Source organism: Thalassotalea loyana, assembly GCF_030161435.1.
GTDB classification, from domain to species: Bacteria; Pseudomonadota; Gammaproteobacteria; order Enterobacterales; family Alteromonadaceae; genus Thalassotalea_G; species Thalassotalea_G loyana.
The window spans coordinates 934,773-953,195 of record NZ_BSSV01000001.1; the positions used below are offsets into that span (position 1 = coordinate 934,773).

The following is an 18,423-nucleotide window of genomic DNA, read 5'->3' on the forward strand; positions in this document are numbered from 1 at the left end:
AAAGTATTTTTATAACACAGGTAAGTGTCATGAGCAGAAACGAATCTGAAACCCGCGCTGAATTAATCTCGCCTAAATTGGTGTTAGATGGCTGGGGTAAGGCAGGTCATAGCATTATTCGCCGTGAGGTAAGCATTACCGCTGGTCGTATTTTAGGTGGCGGCAAACGAGGCTCAAAGTTAAGCGCCGATTATGTATTAGAGTTTCAAGGTAGAAAACTTGCTGCGGTTGAAGCCAAGCGTGAAGATTTAAGTTACACCGAAGGTGTACGTCAAGCCAAAGACTACGCACAACGTTTACAGTGCCGCTTTGCTTACGCCACCAACGGCCATGACATTTACCAAATAGATATGCTAACGGGCGATGAGCAATTAGTTGACCGATACCTAAGCCCTGAAGAAATGTGGGCAATTGCCTTTAATGGTGACGACGAAAAATCTGAGCCAGAGTTCACCAGCACTTGGCGTGAAAACTTCGCAAGAATCCCTTTTGAGTGTAAAGGCGACTGGCAACCTCGTTACTACCAAGAAAATGCCATTAACCAAGCATTAGAGGCAATAGCGCAAGGTAAAGACCGTATTCTACTGACCCTTGCAACAGGCACGGGCAAAACCTGTATTGCTTTTCAAATGTCGTGGAAGTTATTTAAAAGTCGCTGGAGTTTGCAAGCAGCTAAAAACCCAAGTAACGCTAAAAAGCGTCCACGTATTCTATTCTTAGCCGACCGTAATGTATTAACCAAACAAGCTTTTAACGACTTTGGTGCCTTTGGTGAAGATGCAGTAGTTCGTATTACTCCTAATGAAATTAAAAAAGCTAAGGGTGTACCTAAAAATGCCAGTATCTTTATGGCGATTTTCCAAACTCTAATGACAGAGTCTGGCGGTAATGAAGATGCTGAGGAATTAGAAAGTGAAGAGTTTGATTCTGAGCAGATAAAAGATACAAGCAATTGCCGATTTAGAGAATACCCAGAAGATTTCTTCGACTTTATCATTATTGATGAATGTCACCGTGGCGGCGCAAATGATGAAAGCTCATGGCGTGAAATTCTTAATTACTTCTCTCCTGCAGTTCAACTAGGTTTAACTGCAACACCAAAGCGTACCGACAATGCCGACAGTTATAAATACTTTGGCGACCCAGTTTACAGTTATACCTTAAAACAAGGCATTAGCGATGGCTTTTTAACGCCATTTAAGGTTTACCCGATTGTCGGAACCATGGATGAATATGTTTATACACCTGGCGATGCCGTTACGTTTAAAGGCGAACCTGAAGCTGGAAAAGTGTATAAAGAGAGCGACTTTAATCGCATTATCACCATGCCACAACGTGAACAAAAACGTGTGCAGTATTGGATGGACCATATTAATCCGCAGGAAAAAACCATCGTATTTTGTGCCACACAAGAGCACGCAGGCATGGTGCGAGATTACATTAATCAATACGCAGTTAAACAAGGCTGGACGACTAATCCAAGCTATTGTGTGCGTATTACCGCTAACGATGGCGCAGCGGGTGAAAACGACCTACGTACATTCTGTGATAACGAAAAAACCATTCCGACCATATTAACGACTTCACGTAAGTTATCGACAGGCGTAGACGCCCGTAACGTGCGAAATATTGTACTAATGCGTGAATGTAAAAACATGATTGAGTTTAAACAGATCATCGGCCGTGGTACGCGCATGTACGACGGTAAATCATTCTTCACCGTGTATGATTTTGTAAAAGCGCATCATAACTTTTCTGATCCCGAGTGGGATGGTGAGCCGCTTCCCCCAGAAGATAAGCCCGATCAAGAACCCTGCGATGTTTGTAACGCCAACCCTTGCGCTTGTATGTGTGAAACTTGTGGCTTTACCCCATGTAATTGTCATCCCTACACGCCAGACGAACCTTGTAGCGAATGTAATCAATCGCCTTGCCAATGTATTGTTGAGCCCTGTAATGACTGTGGAGATACACCGTGCAGTTGTGATGACGGAAGCGAAGATAAACCAGACAGACCAGAGAAGATATTCATCACCCTTAAAGATGGAAAAGTACGCCAAATTCAACACATGAAAAGCGTATTATTCATGGGGCCAGATGGCGACATGCTAACCGCTCATCAGTTTGTCGAACAGTTATTCGGTGAATTACCTCGTTTTTTTGGTAATGAAGATGAATTGCGCGATATTTGGAGTAACCCAAGCACTCGTGAAAAGCTACTAGCTGACTTACTAGAAGTCGGTTATGACGATGAGAAACTCGATAGCATGAAAGATATTATCGATGCCAAAGACAGCGACGTCTACGACCTGCTAGCTTACGTTGCCTATGCCAGAGAAACACACACACGTAAAGAGCGCGTAACAACCGCTAAGAAAGGCATACACAGTGAGTTCAGCTATAAACAAATAGAATTTATCGACTTCATTTTAGAGAAATACATAGAAGATGGCGTACAAGAGCTAGCAGCCAAAAAGATGCGCAGTTTAGTCGAACTTAAATACAACACCATAAGCGATGCCGCAGCAGAGTTCGGCTCACCAACAGCAATACGAGACACGTTTATCGGGTTTCAGAAGTATTTGTATGAGTGATCAATCAAAAGGAAATAAAGAATGGAACAAGTATTAAATTGGGTAAATCAAAACCAAACACTGGCAATTATTGTTGCGGTTATAGGTTTAATTGTTTTTCTCTTCAGTTTGAAAAGTACTACAACAAAGATATTTGCATCAAATCGAGGAGTTAGTGCCGGTAGAGATATAAATGGAACTGTAATGACAGGGGACTTCAACTCAAACAGCTCTGGGATTTTGGGTATATTAGCTAATATTGCAACAATTTTAGGCTTATTCGTAGGTAGTGCGACTTTGTACATTTCGTATTTGGCATTAGATAAAATGGGCTAAAAATAATGCTATTAGAAAGGGCAAGGTCAATTGTAACCAAAGTTATAGCAAAAGGTAGAGCTGTTGCTGCAGGGAGAGATATAAATGCTCCTGTTTTTACTGGGGACATTAAAGACTCAGAAATTAACATAGATCAAAAGTCTTTTGCTCAAGCCACCTTCTTATCGCAAGCTAGTGCTTTTGATAGTTGTAACAATAAAACCCCATTACTTTGGGCAACCCTCCAATGCTTAGAATTACTATCACCAACTAAAGAACTTAGAGAAAAGTTAAAGCTTAAATTTATTCAAGATAAAGCAAGTTTTAGCGTCGTTGTATTAAATGAAGAAGCTAAAGATATACGCTTGCTCTACTTCAAAGGTGCTAGTGGAGAAATCGATAAGAAAGATCTAAAAGCCATTATTTCAAATGTTTATAAAGATATTAAGCCAGGGTTTACTGTTCAAATTATTTGCAATAAAGTGATTTCAAAACCTGTTAAAGATTTTTATAGGAAGGCAATAACAGGCGAATTTAATCCAAAGTATTTTAATAAAGAGAAAGATTCTTTTACAAGTTTTAAGATTAGTTTATTAAATAATACATTCACTAATTTGACCTTAGATGTGTTAAAAAATAATAATGCGACGTCTTATATTTCTCCTGATAATTTAGATCATGTAAGTGAACTAACGAAGGCGTTTGTTGTAAAACTGCTATCAGAAGTGCCATCAAGTGACTTTTTAACAATAAAACGTCACGATTTAGAAGTAAGGTTTGGTGCTGAGCACTACAGTCAAATATTCCCATCACCTCCAAAATTTGAAGCTTCTATACCAAGCAACCTCAGAAATCAGCAAGAGTTAATTTTAAAATCAATATTTAGAGGTAATAAAAACTCGATTATTCATGCTCGTGGAGGGGTTGGTAAAACTGTGATGGCCAGACTGGCTCATACGATAATACCTTCTCACTCGTGTTCTATTGTCTACGATTGCTTCGGCGATGGACTATATCGCTCTATTAACAGTCCAAGACACTCTTTTGATAAAGTATTAGTCCAAATTATTAATGAGTTAGCAATTAATGGCTTATGTGATTCGTTGATAGCCATAGGGAAAGACAAGGTACGGTTAATGCAGGAGTTTGAATCTTGCATCGAAAGCTCAGTGGAGTGCTTAAAAAAAGGAGATAAGCAGGCACACTTATATATTTTTATTGATGCCGCTGATAATGCAGTCATGGCCGCGAAAGAAAAAGCTGAGAATTCAATAGTCACACAATTGCTAAATGATTTAATGATCGATGGCTGTACTGTTATTGCATTATGTAGAACAGAACGAATAGAGCTGTTAGCACCGAGAAGCGAAATTTCTCAATTTGAACTTAGAGCATTTTCTGAAGAAGAGTCATACGCTCATCTAAACCTTTTTTATTCGGATGCTACTGAAGAACATGGCAAAGAATTCCACCGGCTATCAGGAGGTAATCCACGTGTTCAAGCTTACGCTATAGAAGAGTTTCCTGAATCATTGCTTGATATGCTAAAAAACTTAGGGCCAACCCTAACTACTGTAGACGCTCAGATTGAAGTTCAACTAAATAATGCAATTGAAAGATTAAAAAATAAAAATACCGTTACAGAAGGCTTAAAAATCGATCTTATTTGCACAGCTTTAGCTAGTTTACCTCCATTTATTCCTATAGACGTTATATCAAAACTTTCTAATCTTTCTGAAGACGAAATAGCAAGCTTCATCAGTGATTTTGGTCGTGGTTTAATGCTAATTGATAAGTCTATTCAATTTAGAGACGAGCCAACAGAAACATGGTTTAGAAAACAGTTTGCTTCTACAGCTGAGCAAGCTAAAGAGTTTGTAAAAAATATACAGGAAATAGCAAATTCAAACAGCTATGTATCTGAATGTTTACCCTATCTAATGTTGGCAGGGGGAAATCACAAGGACTTAATAGAACTAGCGCTCTCAGAAGAGTTTTTGCCTAAAGGAAATCCTGTTGACGCTAGAAGCATCAGTACATCACGACTGAATGCTGCATTGAAATCAGCCATACAACTGGAAGATTACTTTTCATTTATTAAGTTAGCATTGAGAACTGGAGAAGAGTTCGCTGGTGACCAAAGACAAATTGAATTATTAAATCAAAATGTAACATTGATTGGTATAGTTCAATCGCCTACCGAAGTTCAAAAATTGGCGTTTCAAGGGCGATTATCAGGTGGCTGGAAGGGTTCTGAAAATCTTTACAAATCTGCACTGCTATCATTGCATGGTGAATTTAAAGGCGAAGCACTAAGTTATCTAAGAGCAGCAGAAAACTGGCTAAGCACTTATTTTAAATCAACAGCAAAAGACAAAAGAAAAAGGCATGAAGAAAAACTTTCTGCTGAAGATGTTGCTTTGCTTTTTACTGTCTACTTAAACCTACTCGGCCCTGAAAAAGCTGTTAATCGAATATTAAGTTTTGCTCCTACACAAGCTGTTCAAAACGCTATAGCTACCTTTACGAATAACTTACTCGATACATCTAGGTTTGAAGATTTAAAACAGCTTGCCTTCTACTCTAAAGAACATAGCTATGTATGTATTAACTTTATAAATTCGCTATTTTTAGTACAACAATCTGTAGATGAAGAAATTTCTCAGAGCTGTTTAATAAACATTGAGAACCCAACAGGTGAACGAAATGAAAAAGCTAATATCAGCATTTCAACTCTAGATTTACTAATATTTATCGAATATTGTTTCGCTGCTGGGTACGATAACGCTAGATTAAAAAACTTACTGATTCGACAAGTAAAATTAGAGCCAAAAGCTTGGTATGCCAACCCGACCACATATCATAATGATGATCTATTAGAGTTCATTGGAATAGCAGCTCTCTTAGAAGAGTTGACAGGTAAATCGCTTCCCGAAAATCAAATTTTCCCTAATGATTTTTTAGCCGATGACTTAAACTACAAGCAAAAAGAAGAAAAAGAAAAATATAAGAAAACACTGTCAGCCATGCTGCCAGCACAACGCTTTCTAATACGATCTAGAACTAACCGTATAGAAAACTTCGAATTAGAGTATAAAGATGTATTTGATGGGATTGGAAAGTACCTACCTCAAGCATATGAGCGCAAGAATTTTATTCCTGATTTTGTCAAAGGTCGAAAACAGAGAAGTATATTTTGGGCCAGTGACATAGAAAGGTCATTACAAACACAATTACTCACAAACATTATTGACGATGCACCTTATAGTTGCTTGCTCAACGGCCTGTATTATAGTTGTAGAGTAAAAAGTCTTAATTACCTATCTGAGTTTTACGAAACCGCATTAATCAGCACCTCAAATAACAAAAATGATAGTCCTGAAAGCATTTCAGAATCCTATATAGATATCGCCAATGCAACTTGTTCATTAGCCCCCAAACAATCAGCAAAATATTTCAACAAAGCTATAGAAGCAGCATCTAAATTTGGTAATGAAGCCTTACATAGACATTTTGCGATTTTGAGTTTGGCAGAAAAAAGTGCTGAAAGTGACTGTTCTCCTGAATTGACATACAGATTTGCTCGAAGTACAGAAACCTTCTATGAGTATATGTCTGACCATTTCCCGCTAGAACGTACAGTGAGAGCTATCCATGATATGGATGCACCTTCATCATTTGCAATAATGGCTAGATGGTTAGACAGAGAAGTCACCTACTGGGGACCTTTTGAAGATACTGTACTAGAGCAATCTATATCAGCTAATACACTGAGCTGCCGAGAAGCATGGGCAGCTCAGGGATTAATTGATAACACTAGTTATGCAGAATTTTTTAGTCGATGTATTAAGAAATCTGAAACCCCAGAACTACGAGAAGTTATTTTTAATGATGCTGTTCAGCAAGCTTTAATTAAAGGGTTGTCAAAATCAGCACTATCACTCATAAAAAATACTGGTGCGGAATTTTCTCTATCCTCCCAGGCTCTTGATGACGCTATTATACATTTTAATGAACATGCTCTAGAACCTACTTACAGCTCTCATGTCGCTGATAAGACGTACAAGCCAGTAGACTGGGATTCAGTATTCAAATCGAATAACAGTTTTATAAGTTCAGAATCTATTGAAGCATCAATAACAAGTTTTAAAGCCCTAAAAGACAAGAGTTTTGATGAATGTTTCTGGAGTCAACTATATGATAGAGCTCCTATAATTTCAGCAGAAGACGTTCTTGATGCAATATTAAAATGCAAATTTTCGTCCAGCTTCGAACTATTACATGCTTTAGAAAATACACCGAAAGAGTGGTTTGAACGAGAGGGAGTGAAAGAATTATGGATAAAAGGCTTTGATCTTTACGTACAATTAAATGCAAGTACAGTCTCAAATCCCTGGTGGCCTGAACATTGGACTTCACGATTTAAACTAAAAGCAGATTTTTCAAAACTAAGGCTTCCAGGTGTAATAAAAGCATTAGAAAATAAAAGCGATTTTGATGATGCTGAATTTATTTTCTCTGTTATTACAGTATTATCACAAAAACTGACCCCTTCCGAAGCCAAAGAAGCTCTAAATTACGCTTTAGACAGAGTAGAACTACATGTCGATGAAAGTGATGCTGATGGATATTGGTCGAAATGGCTTGTTCCCCCTGAAGATAATACCGAAGCTTATGCCTCATTTATTTGGTCAGTACTAGCTAACCCCACATCAAAAAATCGTTGGGAGGGTGTCCACATAGTCTATCGTCTAGTAGAACTTAACTGCAATGAAGTCATTGACTCAATGATTGCTATGTTTCAGCGAGATGACATTGGTGCATTTGGTTCAACAAGTTTTCCATTTTATAAGTTTCACGCCCAATTATATTTTATGATTGCTCTATACAGAGGAGTTCAATCAAATGCACTGCCTTTGTTAAAACATAGCGCCTTCTTTCAAGACGAAGCTCTAAACTCTGATCACATTTTATTAGAGCTCTATTCAGTTAAAGTTGCTCGAAAGCTATTACAAGAAAAAAATAGCATTTATTCAGCCGAGGACATAGAAAAACTAGACACAGTGGGACTTAGCCAATTCAATAAGAATAATCCTAAAGAAGCTAATAAATTTGAAATCGCTAATATAGTGCCTCTTGAAAAAGGACTGCCCGAACTATCATTTTTCCTAGATTTTCAAGAGTATTGGCTTAAACCATTAGCAAAAACATTCAATGTTTCAGTTAAAGAATTAAAACAGACAGCTGCAAACATCGTAGTAAACGAATGGGGAGTTGCTCCAGATGAACGGTTTATTAGAGATACAAGAAATCATGGGCACAAAGAAACACATGCAAGGCACAGTGATATACCACCAACTCAACCATATGATTTTTACTTGGGATATCACGTTATTTTCACAATGGCATCAAGGTTACTCAAAAAACTTCCTATAGCTGAAGGTAAGTATGACTGGGAAGATGATCTTTGGATTGACTGGCTTTCTAACTACCTATTATCGATGAATAATGGCTATCTTTTGGCAGACCTGAGAGATCCAGCACCTTTAGTAAGAAGAGAGTGGCTGAGCAAAAAAACTACAGACTCATGGAGATGGGAAATTGAATATAGTGATTTTCTCGAAGGATTACTATTGAGTAAAGGTGGCAGAACATTTATCTGTGTTACAGGTTCTTGGTCTGACAATAATGGTAGCGGCAACAACGAAAATTACAGTATTTCCAGCGCACTAGTATCCGTTGACAACTCAGCCTCTTTGTTAAAAGCTCTAGTTTCATGCAAAAATCCTCACGATTACAAATTACCTTCCTATAACGAAGAACAGTTCGAATTAGATGACTCTAGTTTCAAAATGAAAGGTTGGTTGAATGAACCTGATGAATATAAAAAACTGGATGAATTAGATCCTTACTCAGGGGAGTTAAAGTTTCCAATGCGAAGAATCAGCAAAGAATACGAAGAATTACTCAATTTGAATTATTGCTTACTTACCAGAAAATACATGGATGATAAAGGGAGCTCTCAGGGTTTCTCTGAAACATGGACCGATACACGCAATAATGACCGTTATAGTGAAAGTACAATTCGCGACGGTGATCGGCTATATCTATCTTTAGATACGTTGAAGCATTTATGCGCTCAAACTAAATTATCGCTCATTTTCGAAGTATCAATTAAACGCCAAAACTCAACTCACGATAGGGATGTACCAGACGATGTCAAATACCCGGGACCATATTGCAACTTGTATACTCTCTCAAAAGATGGAGTCATCAGAGATTACCAATCAAGAAGTTATCAACTTAGGTAAAGCAATCATAACTGAGCTAGGCATGGAGATTGATTGTAATACTCCAGCCCGTTGGTTAGTTCATTATATTGCTGAAAATATTCACAAGTCAGAAAACTGCCAAGGTGAAGAAAAGGACGTAGCTGAAAGAAAGTGTGTAGATGCAATTTTTAAACTTTGGCATCATCGCTCTGAACTGCCTAGAGGTATTAATCCCTTTACGGAATTTGACTCTGTTTTTAGAGGTCTCTCGAGGTTAGATAATTCATCTCAAAAACCATACTTCAACGAATTTTCACAATTTGATCATGAAGTAAACCAAGATGAATCTCATGAAAGTAAGCAATGGGTTGATATCGCCATATCAATTGATAAGGTAGCAAAAGAGTTAGTTTCAGAAAGTTTTAACTCAGCTGCAGGCTCAGCTATTACAGAGAAGTCTAAGAAGATACTAGAGCTAGCGCCTGAAGACTCGGGTGAAGATATTAGGATAATGCTCAGCTTTCTTTCTGATGAAGATGACGAATCTAAATCAAAAGATAAAGAAATAAAAACTATTAAATCAAAAATAGAAAAAGTTGAAGCACTAAAATATATTTGCGATGTTTTTGCAGAAAAATATAATCATGAATTATTACAACTTGAAAATAAATAACCACTTCAATTAACATGCAGCGGCAAAGACTGTAGGTATGCTCTGAAAATAATTATATACAAGTTTCTTGATAGTTAAATTGTAAGTCATTTATGTTAATTCTATTTCGAGTATTTTGAGTTTTATTAATAATTAATGTAAGCGGAATTTGTAAGTGCTATTTTGGTTTAAAGCTTATATATTTCAATGGCTATGTTCTTGCTAGTCATTTTACTTACACTTTTTACCCGTGGTTTGCATAGCGCAGCAGTGGAAATGCGTGACAATCCGGCGTATGCAAATATTCCCCTCGCCGTAGGAGGAGAAGGGAAACGCAGCGTATTGTCGACATGTAATTATATGGCGCGTAGTTTTGGCGTTCGCTCGGCAATGCCCTCAGTAAAAGCAAAAATGCTCTGCCCAAACCTAAAAATTGTTCATGGTAGAATGTCCGTTTACAAAGAGGTAAGTGATCAAGTAAAAGCCATCTTTGCCCGCTACACAGACTTAATTGAGCCATTATCATTAGATGAAGCATTTCTTGATGTAACCGACAGTGAACATTGTAAAGGCAGCGCGACGTTGATTGCAGAAGAGATTAGGCAAGCAATTTTCCTAGAGACTGGCTTAACGGCATCCGCAGGTGTTGCACCAAATAAATTCTTGGCCAAGATCGCCAGTGATGAAAACAAGCCTAATGGTATTTGTGTTATTTCACCTGATAAAGTTACTGATTTTGTTCACAGCTTGTCTTTAAAGAAAATCCCTGGCATTGGCCCGAAAACTTTCGAAAAGTTAAATAGGCATGGCTATTACACGTGTGCAGATGTGCGTCAAAGCAATATCAAGCAATTACAAATGGTCGTGGGTAGTTTCGCTCAATCACTTTACAAAAGAAGTTTTGGTGAGGACAACCGTGAAGTGGTGAGTCACCGAGAGCGAAAGTCAGTCGCCGTAGAGCGAACGTTTAGTGAAGATATTGTTAACTCTGAAGAAGCTTGTTGGCCCCTGATTGAAAAGCTTATCCCATCGCTGGAAAAAAGACTCAGCAAACACCAAGATCGACAAATTGTTAAGCAAGGCATTAAACTGAAATTTGCCGACTTTAATCAAACGACTGTAGAGCAAAGATCTTCTAAGCTAGACATCGTTATATTGCAGTCATTACTTCAAAAGGCACTGTCACGTAGTAGTGATCGCAAAGTGCGTTTAATTGGTATTACTATTGGCTTTGGTGAAGAGGCAAAAAATTCAACAATGCAATTGGATTTACCCATGGTTCAGTGACATACTGATTACACCTGAGGCTGAAAACCTTAACAATTACATAAGAATAGTCATTATGAAAACAAAAATATTAGCGGTAATGGCGAGCGCTTGCCTTAGCTTTGGTGCCGTCGCACAGGATTTTTCAAACGTTGAAATTAAAACACATAAAGTCAATGGCGATGTTTATATGCTTGAAGGCTATGGTGGCAATATAGGCGTGTTGTCGACTGATAAAGGACTACTGCTCGTAGATGATCAGTTCCAAGGGTTGGCAGAGAAAATCGAACAAGCAATGAAGCAGGTCAATGATAAGCCATTGAAATATGTTGTGAATACTCATTATCACGGCGATCACACAGGCTCTAATAGTTACTTTTCACACAAAGCACCAATATTTGCTCACGAGAACGTACGAGAGCGTCTTGCAAACAAGGAAGAGCCTAATAAAGATGAGTTGCCCGTGGTAACTTATGAAAACGGTGTCAATATCTATTTAGATAAAGAGCACGTTCAATTGCGTCACTTTCCAACAGGACATACTGACGGCGATACCATTGTATATTTCAAACAAGCTAACGTTATTCACACCGGCGATTTGTTTTTTAACGAGCGATTCCCGTACATTGACCTAAAAGGTGGTGGCGACGTAAAGGGCTATTTGAAGAGCGTCAATACAATCATTAAAGAATACCCGAGTGATGCGAAAATAATTCCTGGTCACGGTAATATCACCAATATTGAAGGTTATAAAGTGTTTGCAAAGATGCTTGAATACTCAATTGCTCGTGTCGAAAAAGCATTGGCAGAAGGTAAAACTGAAGCACAAATTCTAGAGATGGGTATTGGTGACAAGTATAAAGATTACAGTTGGGCCTTTATCAGCGAAGAGCGTTGGTTAAAAACCTTGGTCGCTGGTTTAAAGTAATACTTGAATAACAGCACACAAACAAAAAGGCCAAGGTCGTAATGACCTTGGCCTTTGTATTTGTTTGAGTTGCTAGTTACTCTTCTGATAAACAATCTGCAGCTTTTAGTGAGAATTCACCAAGCAAGGCATCAATAAATCGGTTGATCTCTCCTGCCATCAATGCAAAATCAGCATCTAAACGGGCAACGATATCGTCTTTATCAATATCGTCGTTTTGTTCGTGAATGACATCAAAGAACTTCAAACGCTTAATCGCTAAATCATCACACAAAACAAATGACAGTGTCTCATCCCACTCCATTGCGACTTTTACGACGAATTTATCTGCGTCTAAGTGAGCTTTAATCTCATCAGAGTCTAATGGCTGGTTCTTAACACGGACAACGGCACCGTCATCTCCTAACGCGTGAAATTCAGCTTCGGTACCTAATTCAAAGTTACCACCAAGGTTTTGTTCCGTCAGCCAATCAGTCATGATTTCATCAGGAGCTTGCTCCGGAGATAGGCTAGTTACAGGAAGACTACCTAAACACTTACGTAACAAAGCAAGGAAGTCTTCTGCCTTTGCTCTAGAGCTCGAATTAATGACAATAAGGTTATGTGCTGCACTAATATATGCGTGTGTATCCGTGATACGAGAGAATGCGCGAGGTAATAATTCAAAAATGATATCTTCTTTGAATTGCTCTTTTTCTTTTTTCGTTGCACTGCGACCTTGTTCATTCTCAAGTAACGCAACTTTTTCTTCTAGCATGTCTTTTACGACAGGTGCAGGTAAGATTTTTTCTTCCTTGCGTGCACATAAAAGCATATTATTATTAGCGGTATGAACAAGTGTTTGTCCGTGCTTTCCTAATGCGTTTACCCAACCAAAGTGAGACTGTTCAGTTGAGCCACATGGTGTGAATAAGTGCTCACTTAACTGTTTTTCTAAACTTTGTTCATTTAATTCAAAAGGGCGGGTAAAAGCGAAAAAATAAAGGTTCTTAAACCACATGGTAAATCCTGCAATTGTCGATGAACTCTTGTCGAGTTTTGGTCGCTCATCATACCCTAGTTAATAAGATTTAACAGCATAGTTTTAGCTACGCTGTTATCGACAATTACATATTGTTGAACTCTATGTGATAACGCAGGCCTTTTCCTTCTTCACTACTCGCGGAAATTTGCCCGTTTAAATTATCAATAACGAGATTTTGGATAATGTGTGTACCCAATCCACTGCCACCTTGGCTTTCTTTGGTTGTATAGAATGGATCAAACAGGTGGTTAAGTTGCTCTTGACTCACGCCATGACCATCGTCTTGATATTCTATCTTAATTCGCTCGTTTTCAATCTCGACGTCAATATCAATTTGGCCATCATTACGACCTTCAAAACCGTGAATGACTGAGTTCATAATTAAGTTGGTAAAGATTTGAGAGAGCGCACCAGCATGCGTGCTAATGTTTAAGTTATTTGAACAATTAACATTTATTTGATGCTTGGTACCTTTTAATCGAGGTTGTAGTGAGTGTACAACTTCATCAATGTAATGTTTGAGGTTGATTTCACGTATTTTATTACTTGTTTGGTCCACGGCAACTTGCTTAAAGCTCGCGATCAAATCGGATGCACGCTTAAGGTTTTTGGTCAGTAGGTCTATTGACTGTTGCGCATTGCTACAATAATCGGATGTTTCTTCTTTTGTTAACGATTCGTCTTCAATTTTTCTATTTATTTCGTCTAACATGTCAGAAAGATAACTTGCCGATGTAATACTAATGCCGACCGGTGTATTAACTTCGTGAGAAACTTCAGCGGCTAAATTTCCTAATGTAGCCATTTTCTCTGCGTCTAATAATCGCTCTTGTGCCTTGTTTAGCTCTTCTATGGAATCGGTTAATTCTTTGTTGGTTCTTAGTAAACGTTGCTCTGTGCGTTTACGTCGTTCGTTTTCGTCTTCAAGTTGTTTTTGTTGTTCAATCAGGTCTCGTTGTTGCAACTCCATTTTCAGCATGTTGGAGCTCAACGAGGAAGCTTTTTTGGCAACTTCTTGCTCTAGCATTAAATTGTGCTCATCTAACTTTTGATTAGACTGAAGTATTTGTTCTTGGGCATCGGCAAGCTCCTCTTTATACAGGACGAGTTGATCAATTAAGTTGTTATAAGCGGTTTCAAGTACCTTCAGTTCATTGTTTTCAATGCTTTGAGAATTGATTTTTGATGATTCAGGATCATCAATGTCGAATCGTCGAATTTGATCTGTAAGTGCACTGAGTGGTGTTGTCAGCAAAGAATTAAATGCAATTGAAAAGAGCATAATCAACGCTGCTGTTTTTAGCATGGCATTACCGATTAAGAAATATATACCGATTTCAATACGGTTAAAGATAACTTGATTGCTCGATAACAAGGTAACACTACCAACCTTGGTATTACGTCCTGAAAACTCAAAGATTAACGGAAAAGTATGACCAAACGTACCTTGTGAGAACGACTCAACGTTTACATAAGATTCATTTTCTGTATCGACTTGTTTAGTTGAATAAGCTGTAGCACTTTTTAAGTCACCCATTTGGACGATGACTTCATCATTTTCATTACTAATGACAATGCTACGTATCATTGGGATGGCGACCAGACCTGATGCAATATCATTAACTTGGTCTGTGTTTAACTCCCAAACTGCGCGCGTTAAACTGCCACTGAAGGTTTTTTCTAAGGTTAATAATTCACTATTGATATTGCTTTTCGCATTGTAATACTCGGCAATAATCTGCACACCAGTAACAATAAAGGTGAGGACGAAATACAGAGATAATACGCGAGAAAGTAGTTTTCTCGAAATGCTGGTAGTTACCATAGATTAAAAACTTCTCTAAGTTATAAGCTTGATTGTAGACGCTTTTCTTTTAGTTATCAGTATATTTGGCTTATTTTAAGAATTAAATTAATATTTTTGCAGTATGACAATTTTGTTTCAAGTATATGAAAGACTTAATAAATTTGTCATTAAAGTCATAAATCATTCATAAAAGTGTCATTTTGTAATATTTCTGTCACAAAGTGTGGTCACAATAGCCGCCATTAAAAACAGGCAATAACTGTTTGTTAGTTCTAAAATTAATGGTTAGTCCAAAACGCCCTTTACTGGCGAATTATAATGGTAGGTATCACATGAAATTAACTAAGAGCGCAATCGCACTTGCATTATTAAGCAGCTTTTCTTTATCTGCAGCAGCAGCTGACGTTGTTGTATACGGTAAAGCAAACGTGTCATTCCAAATGACAGATGATGGTGAAGGTAGCTTTACAGAAGTAAAATCAAATGCTTCACGTATTGGTTTTAAAGGTGACCACAAGCTTAACGACGACTTAAAAATCGTTTACAAAGCTGAATTCCAAGTAGACATCGATGGTGATGATGACAACTTTACTGAACGTACACAGTACATCGGTTTAGTAGGTAGCTTCGGTGAAACTTACTTAGGTAAAGGCGACACAATGTTAAAGCAATCTCAAGGTAAAATTGATTTATTCAATGACCTTGAAGGTGATATCAAAGTGTTATGGGCTGGTGAAAACCGTTCAGGTGATTCTGTAGCTTACATCACGCCAAGCTTCAACGGCTTCAAGTTCGGTGCAACTTACATTGCTGAAGACGACGGTGCTGACGAAGATGCTGGTTTATCATTAGCAGCATTCTACGGTGACAAGAACCTTAAGAAATCAAAAGTATACGCGTCACTTTCTCACGATATGGAAGTTTCAAGTAAAACACGTGCATTCGGTACTTCAGGTTTATACGACATCACTCGTGCTAGCATCCAAGGTAAAGTTGCAGGCATGAAGTTAGGTGCTATCTACCACACGCAAGAAAATGTAGACACTGGTGCTGAGTTAGACGGTTACTTAGTTTCTGCTTCATACGGTATCAAAAACTGGACATTGAAAGGTCAATACCAAGTTGCTGATATGGACGGCGGTCAAGAGAAATCAGGTTTCTCTTTAGGTGCTGACTACAAACTTGCTAAACCAACTAAAGCATACGTTTTCTACACAACGTTTGATAACGATTTATCAGATGACAAAGATTACTTAGGTGTTGGTTTAGAACACAAATTCTAATGTCATCAAACTGACATATAATGGAATAGAAAAAGCCACTGTTTCAGTGGCTTTTTTGTTTGGATAATATAGTCTTATATATAGGTATCCTATTGTACGCAATACGATAATCTATGAGATAATTTGCTTCTGTCGCTTGGTACTAAATAAAGTATTTCAGGAAAATGAATGTTTTTTTACCGTTTTTGTCATAAAAGTGTCATGCTAGTTGCGCAAAATACTCATAGTTAATCGGAGAGTGATAAGATTATTTTTAGGATTTTAGGATGAATAGAGAAATATTAGTCGTTGAAGATGAAGCGCCAATTCGTGAAATGATTTGCTTCGTACTTGAGCAAAATGGCTATAATCCAATACCAGCAGCGGACGTAAATGTCGCTAACCAGTTAATTAAAGAACCTTACCCTGATTTAATTTTACTGGACTGGATGTTACCTGGTGGCTCAGGCGTCAAGTTTGCTAAATCGCTGAAGCAAACGGAACATACGCGTAATATTCCTATTATCATGCTAACAGCACGTGGTGATGAAGACGATAAAGTTAAAGGGTTTGAAGCAGGTGTCGACGATTATGTGACTAAGCCATTTTCTCCAAAAGAGTTAATTGCACGCATTAAAGCGGTTATTCGTCGTGTATCGCCAACGTCTATCGAAGAAACAATTGATTTTCATGGTTTATCTTTAGACCCTGTTGCGCATCGTGTTTCTATCAATGAACGTAAATTAGATTTAGGTCCAACGGAGTTTCGCTTATTACATTTTTTCATGACTCATACTGAGCGTGTATATTCACGTGAGCAATTATTAGATAATGTATGGGGTACCAATGTATTTGTTGAAGATCGCACCGTTGATGTTCACATTAGACGCTTACGAAAAGCAATTTCAGGCGACGGCCACGAGCATTTTATTCAAACAGTTCGCGGCTCTGGATATCGTTTTTCGGGGCAAGTAAGTTAAGTAATCTATGTATTCAAAAGCTTCAACAGTTTTGCTGTATAAAAGACTGTTTTTTGTATTATTAGCCAGCGGTTTAACCGGCTGGCTTTTTGATATTTTCTGGCCAGCAATTGCAATATCCAGCATCGTATTATTAATCTGGCATTATCATCATTTAGTTCAATTGGCGCACTGGTTGTGGCAATCTAAATCGATTAATCCGCCACATGCTTCAGGAACTTGGGGACGTATTTATGACGGCTTATTTCATTTGCTTAACAAGCAACGAAAGAAGCAAAAGCAATTACGTCATCGTATTCGACAATTTAGAGATGGTGCAGAAGCATTACCTGATGCAGCTGTCGTCTTGTCTCAAGATTTTATCATCGAGTGGAGCAACAAGAAGGCACAGAATTTATTAGGTGTGGTTTGCCCTGGCGATGTTGGCCAACGAATCGATAACTTGATACGTAATCCTGAGTTTAGTCGCACGTTATACGCACATGAATTTGACGCGCCGTTTCATATTGATTCTCCGTTAAAAGAAGATACGACACTAGAGCTTCGTATCATGATTTACGGTGCTGACCAGTATCTGTTAGTTGCGCGCGATGTTAGTAAGTTAAACCGCTTAGAAACAATGCGTCGAGATTTTGTTGCTAATGTATCACATGAGTTGAAAACGCCGCTAACCGTGATGCGTGGCTATATTGAAATGATACAATCGCCAGGTAATGAATTTGATGAACACTGGTTAAATGTCTTTACCACGATAGAAGGGCAAGTGACACGAATGGATCGATTAGTTGAGCAACTATTGATCTTATCTAAAGTGGAAAATAACTCGACTTATGATGAAACTCATCATGTTAACCTCTCTGAGTTAGTATCAGGACTATTTAAAGAAAGTCATTGGTTAAATCAAGAAAAGAACCATACGATAACAGCAGATATCGCCCCAGATATTACAATTTCTGGTATAGATACTGAGCTTAAGAGTGCGTGTTCGAACTTAATATCAAATGCGATTGCTTATACCCCAGATGCTGGAGAGATTCATATTAGCCTGACAAAGGTCAAGCAAAGCAATGGTATGGGCGTTAAGTTTAGCGTTAAAGATAATGGTACGGGGATTAAACCTGAGCATGTTAACCGGATAACCGAGCGCTTTTATCGGATAGATAAATCTCGTTCGCGCAACACGGGTGGTTCTGGCTTAGGCTTAGCAATTGTTAAACACGTATTGCAGCATCACAGCGCAGAGCTACTGATTAACAGCCAATGGGGTAGTGGTAGTGAATTTAGTATCGTTTTTTCTTCTTCTATAGTTAATCAAGAATAATCTCAAATTTGATTTAATGTTCA

General features: G+C 38.1%; 11 protein-coding genes. 9 read left to right on the forward strand and 2 right to left on the reverse strand.

The features are described from left to right. Nucleotides 1-29 precede the first annotated feature (29 nt). The 6 genes from hsdR to QQK05_RS04100 all read left to right on the forward strand — a co-directional run bounded on the left by hsdR (nucleotide 30) and on the right by QQK05_RS04100 (nucleotide 12,006). Nucleotides 30-2,594, forward strand: coding sequence for an EcoAI/FtnUII family type I restriction enzme subunit R (gene hsdR, locus QQK05_RS04075; RefSeq protein WP_284296164.1), 2,565 nt, complete (start codon nucleotides 30-32; stop codon nucleotides 2,592-2,594). A 21-nt stretch (nucleotides 2,595-2,615) separates the two neighbouring features. After that, entirely contained in the window at nucleotides 2,616-2,909 is a 294-nt protein-coding gene (locus QQK05_RS04080) for a hypothetical protein (RefSeq protein ID WP_284296165.1), read from the forward strand. A 5-nt stretch (nucleotides 2,910-2,914) separates the two neighbouring features. Next, complete coding sequence (locus tag QQK05_RS04085) at nucleotides 2,915-9,199, forward strand: hypothetical protein (RefSeq protein WP_284296166.1); 6,285 nt, start codon at nucleotides 2,915-2,917, stop codon at nucleotides 9,197-9,199. After that, the gene (locus QQK05_RS04090) at nucleotides 9,153-9,833 is read left to right on the forward strand and encodes a hypothetical protein (RefSeq protein ID WP_284296167.1); all 681 of its coding nucleotides are present in this window, start codon (nucleotides 9,153-9,155) and stop codon (nucleotides 9,831-9,833) included. Before QQK05_RS04085 ends, QQK05_RS04090 begins: the two co-directional genes overlap by 47 nt. A gap of 255 nt (nucleotides 9,834-10,088) precedes the next feature. Beyond that, nucleotides 10,089-11,099 (forward strand): DNA polymerase IV, encoded by a 1,011-nt coding sequence (dinB, locus tag QQK05_RS04095; protein ID WP_284296168.1) that lies wholly within the window; start codon nucleotides 10,089-10,091, stop codon nucleotides 11,097-11,099. Between the two features lie 55 nt (nucleotides 11,100-11,154). Continuing rightward, on the forward strand, nucleotides 11,155-12,006 hold the full coding sequence (locus QQK05_RS04100) for an MBL fold metallo-hydrolase (protein WP_284296169.1): 852 nt from the start codon (nucleotides 11,155-11,157) through the stop codon (nucleotides 12,004-12,006). Nucleotides 12,007-12,082: 76 nt separating this feature from the next. Here QQK05_RS04100 and rdgC read toward each other — a convergent pair whose 3' ends face one another. Both rdgC and QQK05_RS04110 read right to left on the reverse strand, forming a co-directional pair. After that, nucleotides 12,083-13,006 (reverse strand): recombination-associated protein RdgC, encoded by a 924-nt coding sequence (gene rdgC, locus QQK05_RS04105; RefSeq protein WP_284296170.1) that lies wholly within the window; start codon nucleotides 13,004-13,006, stop codon nucleotides 12,083-12,085. A 106-nt stretch (nucleotides 13,007-13,112) separates the two neighbouring features. After that, nucleotides 13,113-14,855 (reverse strand): sensor histidine kinase, encoded by a 1,743-nt coding sequence (locus tag QQK05_RS04110; RefSeq protein WP_284296171.1) that lies wholly within the window; start codon nucleotides 14,853-14,855, stop codon nucleotides 13,113-13,115. A 314-nt stretch (nucleotides 14,856-15,169) separates the two neighbouring features. Here QQK05_RS04110 and QQK05_RS04115 point away from each other — a divergent pair, with 314 nt between their 5' ends. The 3 genes from QQK05_RS04115 (at nucleotide 15,170) to phoR (ending at nucleotide 18,400) form a co-directional block, all read left to right on the forward strand. Further along, nucleotides 15,170-16,120 carry a porin gene (locus tag QQK05_RS04115; RefSeq protein WP_284296172.1) on the forward strand — a complete coding sequence of 317 codons (951 nt, stop codon included), beginning with the start codon at nucleotides 15,170-15,172 and terminating at the stop codon, nucleotides 16,118-16,120. Between the two features lie 266 nt (nucleotides 16,121-16,386). After that, on the forward strand, nucleotides 16,387-17,079 hold the full coding sequence (gene phoB / locus QQK05_RS04120; RefSeq protein ID WP_284296173.1) for a phosphate regulon transcriptional regulator PhoB: 693 nt from the start codon (nucleotides 16,387-16,389) through the stop codon (nucleotides 17,077-17,079). Between the two features lie 7 nt (nucleotides 17,080-17,086). Beyond that, entirely contained in the window at nucleotides 17,087-18,400 is a 1,314-nt protein-coding gene (phoR, locus tag QQK05_RS04125; protein ID WP_284296174.1) for a phosphate regulon sensor histidine kinase PhoR, read from the forward strand. Nucleotides 18,401-18,423: the final 23 nt, after the last annotated feature.